The 14,236-nt window shown below is 34.9% G+C and carries 14 protein-coding genes; 10 read left to right on the top strand and 4 right to left on the bottom strand.

All coding sequences use genetic code 11. The features are described from left to right. The first annotated feature begins 19 nt into the window (after positions 1-19). On the top strand, positions 20-1,267 hold the full coding sequence (locus B5X64_RS14385; protein ID WP_123920706.1) for a LamG-like jellyroll fold domain-containing protein: 1,248 nt from the start codon (positions 20-22) through the stop codon (positions 1,265-1,267). Between the two features lie 98 nt (positions 1,268-1,365). Here B5X64_RS14385 and porX read toward each other — a convergent pair whose 3' ends face one another. Further along, the gene (porX, locus tag B5X64_RS14380; RefSeq protein WP_079465914.1) at positions 1,366-2,910 is read right to left on the bottom strand and encodes a T9SS response regulator signal transducer PorX; all 1,545 of its coding nucleotides are present in this window, start codon (positions 2,908-2,910) and stop codon (positions 1,366-1,368) included. A 245-nt stretch (positions 2,911-3,155) separates the two neighbouring features. On the opposite strand from porX, the gene B5X64_RS14375 reads away from it, so the two are divergent. The 9 genes from B5X64_RS14375 (at position 3,156) to B5X64_RS14335 (ending at position 11,390) form a co-directional block, all read left to right on the top strand. Next, positions 3,156-4,361, top strand: a complete 1,206-nt coding sequence (locus B5X64_RS14375) for an HD domain-containing protein (protein WP_079465913.1) — start codon at positions 3,156-3,158, stop codon at positions 4,359-4,361. Between the two features lie 88 nt (positions 4,362-4,449). Further along, positions 4,450-5,481, top strand: a complete 1,032-nt coding sequence (gene lpxD, locus B5X64_RS14370; RefSeq protein ID WP_079465912.1) for a UDP-3-O-(3-hydroxymyristoyl)glucosamine N-acyltransferase — start codon at positions 4,450-4,452, stop codon at positions 5,479-5,481. Next, positions 5,474-6,871 (top strand): bifunctional UDP-3-O-[3-hydroxymyristoyl] N-acetylglucosamine deacetylase/3-hydroxyacyl-ACP dehydratase, encoded by a 1,398-nt coding sequence (locus B5X64_RS14365; RefSeq protein WP_079465911.1) that lies wholly within the window; start codon positions 5,474-5,476, stop codon positions 6,869-6,871. The genes lpxD and B5X64_RS14365 overlap by 8 nt, the downstream gene beginning before the upstream one ends. Further along, on the top strand, positions 6,872-7,660 hold the full coding sequence (gene lpxA, locus B5X64_RS14360) for an acyl-ACP--UDP-N-acetylglucosamine O-acyltransferase (RefSeq protein WP_066678334.1): 789 nt from the start codon (positions 6,872-6,874) through the stop codon (positions 7,658-7,660). A 15-nt stretch (positions 7,661-7,675) separates the two neighbouring features. Continuing rightward, complete coding sequence (locus B5X64_RS14355) at positions 7,676-8,023, top strand: hypothetical protein (RefSeq protein WP_079465910.1); 348 nt, start codon at positions 7,676-7,678, stop codon at positions 8,021-8,023. A 22-nt stretch (positions 8,024-8,045) separates the two neighbouring features. After that, positions 8,046-8,609, top strand: coding sequence for an elongation factor P (gene efp, locus B5X64_RS14350; RefSeq protein ID WP_066678330.1), 564 nt, complete (start codon positions 8,046-8,048; stop codon positions 8,607-8,609). A gap of 220 nt (positions 8,610-8,829) precedes the next feature. Then, positions 8,830-9,732 (top strand): UDP-3-O-(3-hydroxymyristoyl)glucosamine N-acyltransferase, encoded by a 903-nt coding sequence (locus tag B5X64_RS14345; RefSeq protein ID WP_079465909.1) that lies wholly within the window; start codon positions 8,830-8,832, stop codon positions 9,730-9,732. Positions 9,733-9,822: 90 nt separating this feature from the next. Then, the gene (gene sucD / locus B5X64_RS14340) at positions 9,823-10,695 is read left to right on the top strand and encodes a succinate--CoA ligase subunit alpha (RefSeq protein ID WP_079465908.1); all 873 of its coding nucleotides are present in this window, start codon (positions 9,823-9,825) and stop codon (positions 10,693-10,695) included. 17 nt (positions 10,696-10,712) lie between these two features. Further along, a complete protein-coding gene (locus B5X64_RS14335; RefSeq protein ID WP_079465907.1) occupies positions 10,713-11,390 on the top strand; it encodes a porin family protein in 678 nt (225 codons plus the stop codon). A gap of 80 nt (positions 11,391-11,470) precedes the next feature. Here the strand turns inward: B5X64_RS14335 and B5X64_RS14330 are convergent, their stop codons facing one another. The 3 genes from B5X64_RS14330 to B5X64_RS14320 all read right to left on the bottom strand — a co-directional run bounded on the left by B5X64_RS14330 (position 11,471) and on the right by B5X64_RS14320 (position 14,154). Beyond that, positions 11,471-12,781: an ABC transporter permease gene (locus tag B5X64_RS14330; RefSeq protein ID WP_079465906.1), complete on the bottom strand. Its 1,311-nt coding sequence runs from the start codon at positions 12,779-12,781 to the stop codon at positions 11,471-11,473. 4 nt (positions 12,782-12,785) lie between these two features. Then, positions 12,786-13,697, bottom strand: a complete 912-nt coding sequence (locus B5X64_RS14325) for an ABC transporter ATP-binding protein (RefSeq protein ID WP_079465905.1) — start codon at positions 13,695-13,697, stop codon at positions 12,786-12,788. 106 nt (positions 13,698-13,803) lie between these two features. After that, positions 13,804-14,154 carry a T9SS type A sorting domain-containing protein gene (locus B5X64_RS14320; RefSeq protein ID WP_066680807.1) on the bottom strand — a complete coding sequence of 117 codons (351 nt, stop codon included), beginning with the start codon at positions 14,152-14,154 and terminating at the stop codon, positions 13,804-13,806. Positions 14,155-14,236: the final 82 nt, after the last annotated feature.

Raw genomic sequence — 14,236 nt, 5'->3', positions numbered from 1 at the left:
AAAACAAAATTATTTCAATATGTATAAAAATCTACTTACGAGCAAATTAAAATTTGCGACATTATTTACTGTTTTATTAGGATCGGCTTCGGGATTGAATGCCCAGCAAAATGCTCTTAATTTTGACGGAACTGATGATTATATTCAAACCACTTATCCCGGCGTTTTAGGAAACGCACCACGTACTGTAGAAGCTTGGATAAAATTGCCAACAACTACTTCGGGAGAAAATCTGGTGACAACTTGGGGATCTGATAATGTAAACGGAGGAAGATTTACAGTAAGGATTAATAGTGTGAATGGATTGTATAAGTTAAGAATTGAAAACAAAGGAGGTGGAGTAAATGGTACAGTTACTCTTAATGATGGAAACTGGCATCACATTGCCGTAACCTACGATAATAGCTTATCTACCAATAAATATAAATTGTATGTAGACGGTAATTTAGATACGGAGGGAAATATAAGTACGGCAACAAATACTGTAGCGCTTACCAATATGATTATTGGAAGAAGAATTGTTCCAAGTCTTGGTGGTTTTTTTAATGGAAGTATAGATGAAGTTCGTGTTTGGGATAAAGCTCTTACACTGGCAGAAATTCAGGCAAATAAAAATTATGAATTTTGTACGCCGCCTGCAAATCTAAAGGCTTATTTCAAAATAAATGAAGGAACGGTTAATTCAAATAATAGTACTGTAACTTCTATTGCCAGTTCTGTAGGTTCTTATACCGGTACTTTAAATAGTTTTGCTCTAAACGGAACTGCTTCAAATTATATCGTTGGTTCTTCAACGCTTGGAGCGGTAAATATCAACAGTACGGTTACTGTTTCCGGGTCTACATTAACTGCTGCACAAACAGGCGCAACTTATCAGTGGGTTAATTGTAATAGCGGAAATGCTCCGGTTGGAGTAACTACGCAATCTTTTACACCTACTGTTCCAGGAAATTATGCAGTAATTGTTACGATTGCAGGTTGTACACAAACGTCTTCTTGTCAGTCGGTAACTTTGGGAGTACATGATGTTGATGCAATTTCTGAATTGACTTTATCACCAAATCCTACCAACGGGATTCTTAATATCACTGCCAAAAATGCAATCGAAAAAGTAGAAATTACAAATTTTGCGGGTCAGAGATTAATAGATTTTCATCCAAATTCTGCGAATGCAGAACTCAATATATCACAGTTGAAAGCAGGAGTCTATTTGGTGAAGGTAATCTCAAAGCAACAAGCCAGAGTTTATAAAATAATTAAAAAGTAGTTTTTTTTTCATAAATCATTATTACTAATCCATATTAATGATTTAGCCTCTTCAAATCTTGAAGAGGCTTTTATTATTTTTTATGATGCTTAAAAACTTTATTTAGGTTCTAGAATACTTATAGGAATAATACATTCTTCCAAAGAAATTCCGCCGTGCTGATAAGTTTCTTTATAATAATTTACAAAGTGATTATAGTTTTTAGGATAGGCTAAAAATGTATTGTTTTTGGCAAAAATATACTTCGAGCTCAGGTTTCCTTTAGGTAAAAACAGTTTTTCAGGATTGCTCACTGCCCAAACATCTTTATCATCATACGTTAAGCTTTTCCCTGTTTTGTAACGGATGTTAGTTGAGGTTTCCCTGTCACCAACAACGCGGCTGGGTTTTTTCACATAAACAGTTCCGTGATCGGTTGTAATCACCAATTTGAATCCGTTTTCTGCAGCAAGTTTAATGATCTTAATTAATGAAGAGTTTTCAAACCAGTTCGATGTTAATGATCTGAACGTTTTATCATCTCTGATTAACTGATCAACAATATGATTATCAGTTTTTGCATGCGAGAGAATATCAATGAAGTTATAAACAATTACCAGAAGATCATTGTTTTTGTGCTGATTAAAGTCATCATAGATTTTTTTCTCAAAATCTGCATTCAAAACTTTAAGGTACTTCATTGATTTTGAGTTTAAACCCACTCTTTTCATTTGGTCTTCTAAGAAATCACGCTCAAATTCATTCTTATTTCCTTCTTCATTATCGTTAAACCATTTTTCCGGAAAGCGTTTTTCAATTTCTGAAGGTAAAAGCCCTGCAAAAAAAGAATTTCTTGCATATTGAGTTGCCGTAGGAAGGATGCTGTAATAATAATCTTCAGAAACTTTATTATAATATTTGGTGAAAAGAGGCTCTATCACTTTCCATTGGTCATATCTTAGATTATCGACCATCAAAAGAAGAACTTTATCTTTTTCAACGACAGATTTTATTTTATCTTTAAATAGAGTATGGCTCATCATTGGTTTTTCAGAACCATTCAACCAGTCTTCGTAATTGTTTTCGATAAATTTAGCAAACTGAATATTGGCTTCCTCTTTTTGAGATTGAAGAAGGTCTGCAAATTCATTATCGGTTACTTTATCAAATTTAAGTTCCCAATTGACAATTTTTTTATAATATTCTGCCCATTCCTGGTATGTTCTCAGGTAAGAAAGCTCCATCGATAGGTTTCTGAATTCCTGTTGATACTGCAAAATAGTTTTCTGCTCTACCAAATTATCTTCCTGAAGATTTTTTTTCAGCGAAAGTAAAATCTGGTTTGGGTTGACAGGTTTTAAAATGTAATCTGCGATTTGAGACCCAATAGCTTCTTCCATGATGTGCTCTTCTTCGCTTTTGGTTACCATTACGATTTTTAAAGAATTGTCTTTCTCTTTAATCATTGGGATGGCTTCCAATCCGGAAATTCCCGGCATATTTTCATCGATTAAGGTTAAATCGAATTTCTCAGAATCAATAAGTTCTAAAGCCTCATTTACATTGTTCACCGGAGTTACAACGTAACCTTTCTTTTCAAGAAAAACGATATGGGGTTTTAGTAAATCTATTTCATCATCAATCCATAATATTTTGTTTGACATACAAGTTTATTTTTTATGCGGAATATGTATCAAAACTGCGACCAAAACTTTATAAAACCTCACAAAATAAAAGGTCTAAAAGTTAAATCTTAGTTAAAGATTTTTATCTCAAATTATTGCATGAAGATAAGATAAATACTGCGATTTGTAAATAAATTTTAATGTTTATATTCTAAATAATAATTGGCTGTTTTCTTTGAATTGACTTTAAAAACCTAATTTTGCAATAGTCTCAGAATATTTCCATGCAGAACAAGCTTAAAATCATCAACGATCCGGTACACGGTTTCATAAAAATACCTCACGAAATCTTATTTGATGTTATCGAACATCCTTATTTTCAAAGATTAAGAAGAATTTCACAAACCGGACTTTTGAATTTAATTTTTCCGGGAGCAACCCATACAAGATTTCATCATGCGATTGGTGCGATGCATTTGATGTTTACCGCTTTGGAAACTTTAAAACAAAAAGGAGTTGCCATTTCTGTTGAAGAGGAAAAAGGAGCGATGTTGGCAATTCTGATGCACGATATCGGTCACGGTCCGTTTTCTCACGCTCTGGAAAGTATGTTGATGGATGATTGGCATCACGAAAATCTTTCATTATTATTAATGAATAGACTGAATGATGAATTTGGCGGACAATTATCGACAGCGATAGAAATGTTTCAGGGAAAATACCATCGGAAATTTTTTAATCAGCTTATTAGTTCGCAATTAGATGTTGATCGTTTGGATTATTTGAACAGAGACAGCTTTTTCACGGGAGTTTCAGAAGGGAATATCAATACCCAAAGAATAATCTCAATGATGAATGTTTGTGAAGAAGAGTTGGTCATCGATGCAAAAGGTGTGTATTCTATTGAAAACTTTTTGACGGCAAGGATGTTTATGTATTGGCAGGTTTATTACCATAAAACTTCAGCTTTGGCAGAGTTTATTTTGGTGAAAATCCTCGAGCGAGCAAAATATCTTGTTTCTGAAGGGATAGATTTGCCGGCAACTGAAAATTTAAAATATTTTTTAAATAGAGGCAAAAGCGCAGCTACCGATGAAGATGTTGAACGTTTTACACAGCTTGACGATAATGATGTTGTTCAGGCGATGAAATTATGGCAGAACTCAGAAGATTTTGTACTTTCTTACTGGTGCAAATGTGTGATTCAGCGTAATTTTCCGAAGACAATTATCTCTTCGCATCCTTTTGATGAAAAATTTATTGACGAAAAAATAAAAAACACCAATGATTTTTTTGGAATTGATAACGGTGGTGAATTAGTTCACCAAATTACAAGAAGTTTACTTCCTTATGATACAGAAAAACAGCCGATTTACCTTCTTCAAAAAAATGGAAAGGTCTTGAAATTGGATGAGTCGGAAGATCAACTTTTGTCAGGTCTCATCGTACATAAGACGAAAAGATATATCCTCGCATTTCCAAGAATGTGATGCATAATTTTCTTAAATAATATTAAAATCGATATTCCATAAACTAAAAAATGTTTGCGAATAAGAGAATTTCTTATCTTTGCAGAATATGGAATTTACAGCTTCGCAAATTGCAAGTTTTATTGACGGAAAAATTATAGGTGACGAAAACGCACTTATTACTGGAGTTTCCCCTATTGAGAGCGGAGAATCCGGCCATCTTTCTTTTGTTGCGCAAGATCGTTTTGCGCATCACTTAGAGACTTCGCAATGTTCGGTACTTATTGTTACCGAGACCCTTATCAATAAAAATCAATATAATCCTACAATTATAGCTGTAAAAGATGCTTATCTTTCTTTTCAGATTTTAATGAATTTGTATCAAGAGATGCAAGGCAGAAAAGAAGGCGTGGAAGATGGTTCTTCCATTCATGATACTGCTGTGCTGGGAGATAAGGTTTATATCGGCGCATTTACTTATGTTTCAGAAAAAGCTAAAATTGGTGAAGGCTCACAGATCTTTCCTCAAGTCTACATTGGTAAAGGGGTGAAGATCGGTAAAAACTGTAAAATCGATAGTGGTGCAAGGATTTATGACTATTGCATTATTGGTGACAATTGTGTGATACATTCTAATACTGTTATCGGTGGCGACGGGTTTGGTTTTCAGCCTACTCCGGAAGGTTTCCAAAAAATTCCTCAACTAGGAAATGTTATTATCGAAGATAATGTGGAAATCGGCTCTAATTGTAGCATCGACAGAGCTACAATTGGTTCTACAACCATCGGAAAAGGGACGAAGATCGATAACTTGATTCAAATTGCGCATAACGTAAAAATTGGCGCCAACAATGTAATTGCTGCGCAAGCTGGAATTGCTGGTTCTACCACTATTGGAGATTGGAACCAAATTGGCGGTCAGGTTGGAATCGTAGGTCATATAAAAATAGGAAATCAGGTGAAAATTCAGGCGCAAAGTGGAGTGAATTCCAGCGTTAATGATAAAGAAACCATTTACGGTTCTCCAGCGATAAGCTATAACGACTACCTTAGAAGTTATGTACATTTCAGGAATCTTCCTGAATTGGCTAAAAGAATAAATAATCTTGAGAATAACTCAAAAGATCATACTAATGAGTGATATGCAAAAAACCCTTCAGGAAGAGGTTACTCTTTCTGGAATCGGTCTTCATACTGGTAAAGAAGTAAAATTGACCATTAAACCTGCAAAAGAAAATACAGGTTTTGTTTTCGTACGAACAGATCTTGAAGGAAGACCTCATGTAGAAGCAGACGTAAATTACGTGGTGGCTACAGAAAGAGGAACTACTTTGGAAAAGCTTGGCGTTAAAATCAATACTTGTGAACATCTTTTAGCTGCTTTGGTTGGTTGTGATATCGACAATGCTGTGATGGAAATGGATGCTTCCGAACCTCCAATTTTAGATGGTTCTTCAAAATTCTTTGTAGAAGCTATCGAAAGTGTAGGAGTGGTAGAGCAAGCTGTTGCAAGAGAATATCTTGTTGTAAAAGAAGTATTAAGCTACAGCGATCCGGCTACGGGCTCAGAAATCACCATTATTCCTTCAGATCATTACGAAGTGACAACCATGGTAGATTTTGGAACTAAAGTTTTAGGAACTCAGAATGCTACCCTTAAAAATATTTCAGAATTTAAAGAAGAAATTTCTTCTGCAAGAACATTCAGCTTTTTGCATGAATTAGAAATGCTTCTTGATCACGGTTTAATCAAAGGAGGAGATATCTCTAACGCCATTGTGTATGTTGACAAAGATCTCACTCCTGAAACGACCGAAAAACTGAAAAAAGCTTTCGGGAAAGACCATGTTTCTATAAGACCCAACGGAATTTTAGATAATCTAACTCTAAACTATCCAAACGAAGCAGCAAGACACAAATTATTAGATGTAATTGGTGATTTAGCTTTAACAGGAGTGAAAATTAAAGGAAAAGTTATTGCTAATAAACCAGGGCATTTTGTTAATACCCAATTTGCAAAAAAACTAAACCGTCAGTGGAAACTTCAGAAAAAGAAAAATGTTCCTGAGTTTGATCTAACTAAAGAACCCGTTTTCGACATCAATGGAATCATGAAGCTAATGCCTCACAGACCTCCATTTTTGTTAATCGATAAAATTCTTGAGCTTTCAGATTCTCACGTTGTTGGTTTGAAGAATGTAACCATGAATGAGCCTTTCTTCGTAGGTCATTTTCCTAAAGAACCGGTTATGCCTGGAGTTTTACAGGTAGAAGCTTTAGCACAGACAGGAGGAATTTTGGTTTTGGCAAGCGTTCCGGATCCGGAAAATTATTCTACTTATTTCATTAAAATAGATAAGGTGAAATTCAAGAGAAAAGTTGTTCCTGGTGATACAATGATTTTCAAAATTGAATTGATAGAGCCAATCAGAAGAGGAATTGTTCACATGCAAGGGTATGGTTATGTTGGCGATACAGTTGCTGTAGAAGCAGAACTAATGGCTCAAGTTGCAAAAAATAAAATTGATTAAATGATTCATCAATTAGCAGCCGTTGATAAGCGTGCAAAAATCAGCAAAAACGTTGTAGTAGAGCCATTCACTACCATTGCAGGAGATGTAGAAATAGGAGAGGGATCTTGGATTGGTTCAAATGTAACCATTATGGATGGCGCAAGAATCGGTAAAAACTGTAGAATTTTTCCCGGAACTGTAATTTCTGCAATTCCTCAGGATTTAAAATTCGATGGTGAAGACACACAAACGATTATCGGTGACGATACTACAATCAGAGAATGTGTAACGGTAAATAGAGGTACCAAGGCTTTAGGTTATACAAAAATCGGGGCAAATTGTTTGATTATGGCAACGACGCATATTGCACACGACTGTGTAATCGGTGATCATGTTATCATTGTAAACGGTTGCGGTATTGCAGGTCACGTAGAAATTGGTGATTATACGGTAATGGGAGGTTTATCTGCCGTGCATCAGTTTGGTAAAATCGGAAAACATGTAATGATTTCTGGGGGTACTTTGGTGAGAAAAGATATTCCACCTTACGTAAAAGTGGCAAGAGAGCCCATGGCTTACGCGGGAATCAATTCTGTAGGTTTAAGAAGAAGAGGTTTTACAAATGAGAAAATCTTTGAAATTCAGAAAATTTACAGAGCGATTTTTCAAATGAAGATGAATGTTTCTCAGGCAGTGACGCATATCGAAAAAGAAATGCTTCCTACTGCTGAAAGAGATGAAATTCTTCAGTTTATTCAAAACTCACCAAGAGGTATCGTAAAAGGATACGGTACAGGAAAAGAATAATTAAAATTGAAATTGATGAAAATTTTAGTATTGATTCTTACCGTTTTATCTTCTTGTTTTTTTGCACAGCAGAAAAGAAATTTTTCTTTAGATATTAAAGATTCTCTGGCAGTTAAAAATGTAAATTCAATCCTAGATTATTCTAAAAAATCTTTTTCAAATCTTAATTCAGACTTAAGCAGTTCTTCAGAAGTTAATAAAAATCTAGACCAGCTTTTAATCAATACCATCAATTTCAATACGGTTATTAATAATCGTTCTGTAACTCCTACGGATGCAGGAACATTTTACAAACCGAGAGTTGATGCAATGGATATGCTTGGGAGAAAAGTTTTGAGTCTTCAGGTCTACAAATCAAAATAAAGAAAATAATACATAAAAATTAATGGCAACAAGTAACGATATCAGAAAAGGTCTTTGCATCGAATTCAGCAATGATATTTTCAAAATTATTGAGTTTCTTCACGTAAAACCAGGGAAAGGTCCTGCTTTCGTAAGAACAAAAATGAAATCAGTAACTAACGGAAAAGTTCTTGATAACACTTTTTCTGCAGGTCACAAAATCGACGAAGTAAAAGTAATCACGAGAAAATTCCAGTATCTTTATGATGATGAGAATGGTTTCCACTTTATGAATAACGAAGATTTCTCTCAGTTATATTTAAACAAGGAAATGATTGAAAACTCAAACCTGATGAAAGCAGGTGAAGAAGTGACAATCATTTTAAAAGAAGCTGACGAAACTCCGCTTTCTGCTGAATTGCCACAGTCAGTTTATTTAGAAGTTATCGAAGCTGACCCAGGTGTGAAAGGAAATACTGCAACAAACGCCTTGAAAAACGCAATCGTTGAAACAGGTGCGAGAGTAATGGTTCCTTTGTTCATCGAGCCGGGTGACAAAATCAAAGTGAGCACAGAAGACGGTTCTTACTTGGAAAGAGTAAAGTAAGAATCTTACAATATCATGAAGCTGGAAGATCATACCTTTCAGCTTTCATTTTTTTATGGCAGCAATTTCCGCCCTCCGTTCCCGCTTTTTTGCCTCCGCTTCGCTCCGGCAAAAAGAGCTCCACTCAGGTCGGGCTGCAATCTCACACTGAAAAACAAATCTTGTCAGGCTTTCAAAACCGCAACAAGATTGATTAAACTAAAAAACATCATTTAAAAATATGACGTTTCATCAGCCACAAAAACTTAAAAAAATTGCAGATCTTATCGGAGCAAAATTTATAGGCTCTGAAGATTTTGAAGTATTGGGAACCAACGAAATTCACAGAGTAAAATCTGGCGAAATTGTTTTCGTAAATCATCCCAAATACTACGATAAAGCTTTAAACTCTGCAGCAACCATTATCTTAATCGATAAAGAAGTAGAATGCCCAGAAGGAAAAGCACTTTTGGTTTCAGACGATCCTTTTAGAGATTTTAATAAAATCAATACTCATTTCACAAGAATTTACAATTTCACCGAAACACTTCATGATGTAGAAATTGGCGAAGGCACAAAAATCCATCCTTCAGCAGTTTTAGGAAACAATATTACTATCGGAAAAAATACTTTAATTTTTCCAAACGTTGTCATTGGTGACCGAACTGTAATTGGGGATAATGTGGTGATTCAATCCAACACCGTTTTAGGAGGTGATGCATTTTATTACAGAAAACTTAATGGAAATTTTGACCGTTTAATCTCAGTAGGAAATGTAATTATCGAAAATAATGTAGAAATTGGGAACGGCTGTACCATCGATAGGGGAGTTACAGATTCTACCATTATTGGTGAAGGTTCTGTTTTAGATAATCAAATTCAGATCGGTCACGATACCATAATCGGCAAAAAATGCCTGATTGCTTCACAGGTTGGTGTTGCAGGATGTTGTATCATCGGTGATGAGGTAACTTTATGGGGACAAGTCGGCATTGCTTCAGGGAATACTATTGAAAGCGGATCTGTACTTTTAGGTAAAACCGGTGTCAATAGAGACCTTAAAAAAGGAACTTATATCGGAATGTTTGCCGAAGATTATAAAACCTACCTGAAAAAAGAGGTGAAATTGAGAAATCTTGAATAAACAAATTGCTCGGTTTTATCTAAAATCAAAGAAAAATAAGTAAATTTGTGAGCATTAATAAAATTATAAATAAATTAAATAAATTATAAAATGTCAATTTTAGTAAACAAAGATTCTAAAGTAATTGTACAAGGATTTACAGGTAACGAAGGTACTTTCCACGCTGGTCAGATGATCGAATACGGAACAAACGTAGTAGGTGGTGTTACTCCAGGAAAAGGAGGAAGCGAGCACTTAGGTAAGCCGGTATTCAACACGGTAGCTGATGCTGTATCAAAAGCTGAAGCCAACGTAAGTATTATTTTTGTACCACCTGCATTTGCTGCAGATGCTATTATGGAAGCTGCTGAAGCGGGTATCAAAGTGATCGTTTGTATTACAGAAGGTATTCCTGTTGCAGATATGGTAAAAGTAAAATCTTATATCGCAGACAAAGAGTGCAGATTGATCGGGCCAAACTGTCCGGGAATTATCACTTCTGATGAAGCTAAAATTGGTATTATGCCAGGTTTTGTTTTCAAAAAAGGAAAAGTAGGTATCGTTTCAAAATCAGGAACCCTTACTTATGAAGCTGCTGATCAGGTTGTAAGAGCAGGTTACGGTATTTCTACTGCAATCGGAATTGGTGGTGACCCAATTATCGGAACTACAACTAAAGAAGCGTTAGAATTATTCATCAATGATCCAGAAACTGAAGCGGTTGTAATGATCGGAGAAATCGGTGGTGGTCTTGAGGCTGAAGCTGCAAGATGGTACAAAGCGAGTGGTTCTACAAAACCAGTAGTAGGTTTCATCGCAGGACAAACTGCTCCTAAAGGAAGAACAATGGGGCACGCTGGTGCAATCGTTGGTGGTGATGAAGATACAGCTCAGGCAAAAATGGAAATCATGAGAGAAAACGGAATCAACGTTGTAGATTCTCCTGCTGATATTGGTGCTACTGTAGCAAAAATCCTAGGATAAGCAAAAACAAATATGATATGAAAAAAATTTTATTAACATCTGCACTGGCTTTTTCTTTTTTATCGTTCGCACAAATCGATTTAAGAAGTACAAGATTCGGTCTTACTGCAGGTGCAAACTATTCCAGAATTAAAAACGCTCACAATCCTTCTGGGGCAAAATTTGCTTTTCAGGGTGGGGTGTTAGCGCTCATTCCAATGGGTGGGGCAAATCAGTTTTATTTGCAACCCGAGGTTACGTATTACGGAGCCGGAGAGTCAGGGAAAGATAAAAATGCGAAAGGAGCTGATGGTTATAACGCAGTATATGCTAATAACTATTTAAGTGTTCCTATCTATTTTAAGGGGTATTTTTCTGAAGCAGAATCAGAATTTTTTGGACTTATTGGTCCTAGATTTAATTTCTTGCTTAGTCAGAATGTAAAAGACGTGCCTCTTGGAAGACCTTATTATGATCCTGATGTAACCGTTCCCAACTATCCTCAGATTAGCGGTAAAGCAAATAGTTTTAACTTTGCCATTGGGGCAGGAATAGGGTATAGCTATAAAAGACAGTTAGAGCTAACTTTAAAATATGATTTAGGGCTTTCTAATACATATCCTAAGCTTGTTGAAGATTTTACTAAAGATCCTAATACAGTAAAAAAGAAATCTGAGCAGGTTCTTAGCTTAAGTCTTAGTTATATTTTCGAATAGAATTTTTTCATTCAAAACATAAAAACTCCCGAAACTTAATAGTTTCGGGAGTTTTGTTTATTATTTATAAAATAGACGTTTTACCCTCTAATCCACTTCCATATTTCTTTCAAAGTCGCTTTGTTTCCATACATCAGAATTCCTACTCTGTAAATTTTTCCGGCTAAGAAAATCATAAAAATAGTTGTTCCTAAAAGCAAGGCCATCGATAAAGCGATCTGCCATGCCGGAACTCCAAACGGAATTCTTGCAACCATCGCAACGGGAGATGTAAACGGAATCATCGACATCCAGAACCCAACCGGCCCATCAGGATTATTAATCACAGAAATACTTCCATACATCCCTAAAGTAAGCGGAAGAATAGCAAATAATGTAAACTGCTGAGTTTCGGTTTCATTATCTACTGCTGAACCGATTGCCGCATAAACAGAACTGTAAAACATGTATCCCAAAAGGAAAAATACAATAAATACGAAGATGATTAGCGGGAAATTCATTTCCAATAAACTGTGAGAAGCTTGTGTCGCAATCTGAGCAATATCAAGCTTACTCATCATTTCTTCGTTTCCACCAGGAATACTGTTTTGAAGTGAAGAAAAACCTGTGTTTAAAACCAAAGCACCAACCACAGACATTGTAATCCACACAATAAACTGAGTTAAGGCAACCAAAGTTACACCCAAAATTTTTCCCATCATGAGTTCAAAAGGCTTTACAGAAGAAATGATGATTTCAACAACTCGGTTGTTTTTTTCCTCCAATACACTTCTCATTACTCTAACTCCATAGATTAAGATAAACATGAACGTCACATACATCAAAACCATACTCAGAACGCTTTTTACACCAAATGCCAAATCAGAATCTTCTTTATTGTCTTCAGAAACGTTGATGGTTTTTAAGGTAAAACTTTTATCTAAATTTTCAAGTTGTGCTTCCTGAATACCAAGTTGCTTTATTTTTTCTTTTTTAATAACATTCGTAATGTCTGAAATAATTTGCTGTTTCGTATCAAGACCAATTTTGGTATTCACAACCAATCTTGTGTTTTTTTCAATGTCATCAAGATTGTTACCTGATAAAGCGGGAAGAATTAAAATTCCGTCAAGACTTTCGTTGCCTTTCAGGTTTTTAACTTTAGCCTGTTCTTCAGCCGAAGGAATAAAAACATAATTGATTTTTTCATCAGACTTAAGCTGTCCTTTAAACAATCCGCTGTTGTCTACAACTTCAATCACATTATGAGATTGATTGGCTTTAAACATAAATCCTATAACCGCTCCAAATGCAATAATCATCAACGGAGCCAGTAAAGTAAGTATAATGAAAGATTTCTTCTTAACCTGCGTAAGAAACTCTCTTTTTGTAATTAAAAAAATATTGTTCATAAAATTAAGAGTGATTGCTTACCGCATTAATAAATACTTCATTCATGCTTGGAATTCTTTCATCGAAAGACCTTACTTTTCCTACATTAACCAAGTCTAAAAGAATACTGTTTTGGTCTGCTTCATTTTTCAGATCAAAAGAAACCAAATTGTTTTCATTAGTCATGTTGAAAATTCCATATTTGTCTTTAAACTGAACAAACTGGTCATCATTGACTTCAGACAAAGTAATTCCGAAAATATTTTTTTTGAATTTTTCGCGAACATCAAAAACTCTTCCGTCGATTATTTTTTTAGAATTATTAATCAAAGCCACATAATCACACATTTCTTCCACACTTTCCATTCTGTGGGTAGAAAGAATAATTGTCGTTCCGTTATTTTTAAGTTCAATAATCTGATCTTTAATTAAATTGGCATTCACTGGGTCAAAACCTGAAAATGGTTCATCAAGAATCAAAAGATGTGGTCTGTGAAGAACGGTTACCACGAACTGGATTTTTTGAGCCATCCCTTTAGATAATTCAGAAAGCTTCTTTTTCCACCACTGGTCGATATTCAGTTTGTCAAACCATTTTTTTGCTTCGTTCAGAGCATCACTTTTCTTCATTCCTTTCAGTTCTCCAAAATAAAGAATCTGATCACCAACACTCATATTTTTATAAAGGCCACGCTCTTCCGGCATATAACCGATGTCTTTAATATGATTAGGATTCAATTTTTCTCCGTTGATGAAAACGTTTCCTGAATCGGCTTGTGTAATCTGATTGATAATTCGGATGAATGATGTTTTTCCTGCTCCGTTTGGCCCTAGAAGACCATAAATACTTCCTTTCGGAACGTGTATGCTAAAATCTTCTAATGCGGTTTTTTTTCCGGCATTGTAGGTTTTAGTAATTTGTTCAGCTTTTAGCATTAAAATTGTTTTTACAATTAGTTATGAAATATCCCGAAAGTTACGGAATAATTGAAAAAAAATGTGCTAAAAGAAAAAATCCTGATGATTATCAGGATTTTGAATATTATTGCTTTACTATTTGAGTAACTTTCTGTGTATTGTCGCTTAAAATATATCTAATTAAATATTTTCCGGGTTTCAATCTCTGAATATTTATTTCCGAACTGTTACTGTTTACATTATAAGTAGCAACCTGAGTTCCTAATATAGAATAAAATGTGACATTCTTTATTTTTAACGAAGTATCTTTAGCTTTCACCATCAAAAAATCTTTCGCTGGGTTAGGATATGCAGTAAGCACACCGTCATCAGATTTTTGATTAGTGGAAGTTGGCTCTTTTATTTGTGCTTTCAGATTATCAGAAAACCCAATAGTAGCGCCAATAAATATAAATAAAAGTAAAAGTTTTTTCATCAACGATATATTTGCTTAAATATTACTAACAAAAATAATAAATTCTATAATCATCTGCAATAGTTTTTTGTAGAACTTATAT

This window comes from Chryseobacterium balustinum (assembly GCF_900168205.1).
Classification (GTDB): domain Bacteria; phylum Bacteroidota; class Bacteroidia; order Flavobacteriales; family Weeksellaceae; genus Chryseobacterium; species Chryseobacterium balustinum.
This window is presented reverse-complemented; position numbering and strand designations above follow the sequence as displayed.

Coding starts and splice junctions, on each gene's coding strand:
- lpxA (WP_066678334.1), top strand. CDS start 6,872: ATGATTCATCAATTAGCAGCCGTTGATAAGCGTGCAAAAATCAGCAAA.
- porX (WP_079465914.1), bottom strand. CDS start 2,910: ATGTCAAACAAAATATTATGGATTGATGATGAAATAGATTTACTAAAA.
- B5X64_RS14320 (WP_066680807.1), bottom strand. CDS start 14,154: ATGAAAAAACTTTTACTTTTATTTATATTTATTGGCGCTACTATTGGG.
- B5X64_RS14365 (WP_079465911.1), top strand. CDS start 5,474: ATGAGTGATATGCAAAAAACCCTTCAGGAAGAGGTTACTCTTTCTGGA.
- B5X64_RS14330 (WP_079465906.1), bottom strand. CDS start 12,781: ATGAACAATATTTTTTTAATTACAAAAAGAGAGTTTCTTACGCAGGTT.
- sucD (WP_079465908.1), top strand. CDS start 9,823: ATGTCAATTTTAGTAAACAAAGATTCTAAAGTAATTGTACAAGGATTT.
- B5X64_RS14325 (WP_079465905.1), bottom strand. CDS start 13,697: ATGCTAAAAGCTGAACAAATTACTAAAACCTACAATGCCGGAAAAAAA.
- lpxD (WP_079465912.1), top strand. CDS start 4,450: ATGGAATTTACAGCTTCGCAAATTGCAAGTTTTATTGACGGAAAAATT.
- B5X64_RS14335 (WP_079465907.1), top strand. CDS start 10,713: ATGAAAAAAATTTTATTAACATCTGCACTGGCTTTTTCTTTTTTATCG.
- B5X64_RS14375 (WP_079465913.1), top strand. CDS start 3,156: ATGCAGAACAAGCTTAAAATCATCAACGATCCGGTACACGGTTTCATA.
- B5X64_RS14355 (WP_079465910.1), top strand. CDS start 7,676: ATGAAAATTTTAGTATTGATTCTTACCGTTTTATCTTCTTGTTTTTTT.
- B5X64_RS14385 (WP_123920706.1), top strand. CDS start 20: ATGTATAAAAATCTACTTACGAGCAAATTAAAATTTGCGACATTATTT.
- B5X64_RS14345 (WP_079465909.1), top strand. CDS start 8,830: ATGACGTTTCATCAGCCACAAAAACTTAAAAAAATTGCAGATCTTATC.
- efp (WP_066678330.1), top strand. CDS start 8,046: ATGGCAACAAGTAACGATATCAGAAAAGGTCTTTGCATCGAATTCAGC.